The sequence below is a fragment of the Sphaerospermopsis kisseleviana CS-549 genome, assembly GCF_028329225.1.
Taxonomy (GTDB): Bacteria; Cyanobacteriota; Cyanobacteriia; order Cyanobacteriales; family Nostocaceae; genus Sphaerospermopsis; species Sphaerospermopsis kisseleviana.
The window spans coordinates 1-3242 of the sequence record NZ_JAQMTI010000013.1; the positions used below are offsets into that span (position 1 = coordinate 1).

At 33.4% G+C, this 3242-nt stretch carries 2 protein-coding genes; both read right to left on the bottom strand.

Features of this window, described 5'->3' with window-relative positions:
• Positions 1–50: 50 nt before the first annotated feature.
• Positions 51–2774: a c-type heme family protein gene (locus PN497_RS00640; RefSeq protein WP_096570850.1), complete on the bottom strand. Its 2724-nt coding sequence runs from the start codon at positions 2772–2774 to the stop codon at positions 51–53.
• Between the two features lie 19 nt (positions 2775–2793).
• Positions 2794–3171 (bottom strand): hypothetical protein, encoded by a 378-nt coding sequence (locus PN497_RS00645; RefSeq protein WP_096570852.1) that lies wholly within the window; start codon positions 3169–3171, stop codon positions 2794–2796.
• Positions 3172–3242 lie beyond the last annotated feature (71 nt).

The following is a 3242-nucleotide window of genomic DNA, read 5'->3' on the forward strand; positions in this document are numbered from 1 at the left end:
CAATATGCGATCACCTTAGCAATTTTTAGGGGAAACCTGAAAAGAAACTTTTAAAAACTGCTGGGTAAAATGCTCATAATAACTATCACTATACAAAATATGACAATAAAAACTGCTAGAAAAATTATAAAATCTCTTTGAGCTACTTTATATACTTGGCTGGTAGGAACATACACAATCTTAGTTCCGATAACTGTATTAAATTCCCAGTTCAAACCTTGATTAGCAAGATATTTACCCTGTTTATAGAGAAGTTGTAATGATTGAGGTACTTTATCTAGAGTCGAATGACAATTCAAGCAACTTTTATCAGTAATTTTGATAGGGCGAGATATATAGAAATATTTATTACCATTTATATTTAAATATCCTTGATCAATGTTCTGCAATCCTGGCTGTCGTTGAGTATCTAAATCTTGTTGTTTAAGTGTGTCAATAATTTTGATTTCTTCAAGTGTAGCTTTATTCTTGAGATTAGTCGGATTAATCATCGCGGACTTATAAATATAATCTCCATAATTATTTTTATAGGCACTAGTAAATATATCAAATACTTGATTTACTGCAAACATTGGAATTGATTCTTGTAAAAATTTTTGTTCTGATTGTGTTTTTAATAAAGGTGTAATATAATCATTATGATATTTGCGAACCGAATCCATCGCTGAAATTAACATATTTGCTTGGGATTTCAGTTGAAACTCCGCAGAATTTAAACAAATATTGCCATAAATTAGACCAATAACAATAATCGCTCCCCCAACAAGAATGATTTTTATAGCTTTATAGGCATTTCTTATTTCGGATTGTGTAGAATTGATTCGCGTTGCAAAGTGTTCCAGTATCATCCTATGGATGAAGATATAGCCACCACCAACCTTTTGTAGAAAAATGCGCTCAGTGGCATAGTCTAGAAAATGAGTTAAATTATTAGGAATCAAACCTTCACCCCAGAGGATAAAACGTAAGCTGAAGTGTTGGATACAGGCTATACCACCTCCAAAAAACAACCCTAACATCAGTCCCCAACTTATTATCGAAATTCTTGATTGCAACCCTTTAGGAAAAAATATAAAAATAATTGGAAACAAAATTAACCAGCTAAGTAATACAATAATTATTGCATTGCGAGCAGATGTCCAAATCCCTTGGTTTGGAATAGTTTTTGTTTCTATTTCTGAGCCTCTCAACCCACAAATCAATCCTATAATCAGTGCAAAGATTAATCCCAAAATTAATCCAAATATTACTATTTTCTCGTAACCGCTTGGCCATTTTGGGGTTTTCCAAGTTAAATAACACCATAATACACCCATTGGAGACAAAATTAAACTCCACCTTAGTCCATAGGTTAATCCATTAAGCAAATCTTTTCGTGTTTTTTTCCAAGGACAGGTCAAAGTTTCAAAAGTTTCTATTTCTGCTTTGTAATTTCCAAAAGTCCACCATAAAACTAAACCCCACATTATTGCATTTATGGTTAAGACATTAAAAATGTTAATTTTATCATTATATAAATCTAGAAAATGAACTAAAAATAATATCAATCCAATAGCCAGTATCCCAATTAAAATAGTTCCAATTCTGTAAAGTCTTTTTTGAACATTAGACTGCAACCAATTAGGCTGTATTTTCTCAATTAGAAAGTAAGATTGAGAAGTCTGAAACATTCTTTGTGCCAACCAACTTAACCAATGTATTACCCGATTTTTTGGGTATTTCTGATTAACTCCCTTTCGTTTAAACATCCGCTCAATATAAGCATTGAATAGATGTTCACGACGCTCTTCTAGTGAACCTGTTTGAAGTATTTCTTCTACCTGTTTACCTTGATAAGCCAGGGTCATAACACTTAGTGTCAAAGGAGATTTACCTATTTCTTGCAGTGTGGTATCATCTTTCAACAAAGATTTAACTGCACTTAGTTGTTGACCAGCAGTATCCAAATATTGATGAACCTGCTCAGGAGTCAAAGAACGGATGTAGATCGCGCCTCGTAATCGCAAACGGTTAGAAAGAACTTCATAATCAGCAATACGACTACAGACCACCATTTCAGTCAGTCCATGCGTTTGTATAAATTGGTTGATAGCTTCAACACAGGCTTCCCGCAGGTCAGTCTTTACCTCGTCTAAACCATCTAGTAACAGTAGTAATTTTTGATTTTTAACCCAGTCTTTAGCAATTTCTTGGGAAACTTGGTATTTACTCCAAAGTTCTTGTAGCAGCCAATCTTCAATGGTTTGCCTTTTACTTCCCCAAGAAGATAAATTAAATACTACTGGAATTAGCTGACTCAAATTTGACTCAGCGCAAGTAATTAAATTCTGTGCTAATTTCAAGAGCGTTATGGTTTTACCTGCTCCTGGTTCTCCTAAAATAAGTAGAGTTCGTCCTTCTCCTATCTGATTAAAGAAATCACTTGCATCGCTTCCCGTAGGCAAAATTTGTCTGGAATCTTCTGGTATTTCCTCAAAACCACTAAATGGGCGCTCTATTACATCTAATCGTTTTTCTAGACCAAGTTCAATCATGGCCTGCGTATGCACTGATTTTTCTAAAACACCTTCGATCCAATATTCTTTAACTTTACTGAGTAAAACTTTCCTGTGTCCATATTCTACCGAAGTTAGGGGTTGTTGTATACCAGATGTTTGTCCATTAAATAACTCAGATACTTGGGAAATGAAATATTGAGAGACAGTACCATTATTTTCTTGAATAAACCCTTGAATATTACTACCATAAATGTTAACAACATTATCATCATTCATGTTATAATCATTCCATAAATTAACTAAAACTTTGATTAATTGTGCCAGTATTCTGCTGTGTCAAACCCTGAACTTTTCCTCCAGAAATTTGAACACTAAATTTTCCCTCTGCTGATTCTTGAGGATTTAATTGCTCCATTAACTTTTGAGCTAATTTAATAATTTCCTCATCTTTATCAGCACCAACTTCAGTTAATTCATCTTCTAAAAGAGCTTTTGTTTTTTCAGGTTTTTGTTCATACTTATCCAGAATAGTCACTGAACCTGATTTACCTTGGTTCTCAAATTTACGTTTAATTAAAGCTTTCAATCCTTCATAAGTATCTTGAACTACACTACCCGCTGTTTTGGCTGTGCCAGCTACTAAGGCTGTGAGAATAAGAGAAATAGAATCCATGAAATCATCTCCTTATTTTTAATAGGTTTTACTAATTGTCTCAACTTTATTGCACAATAAAATACATCTAA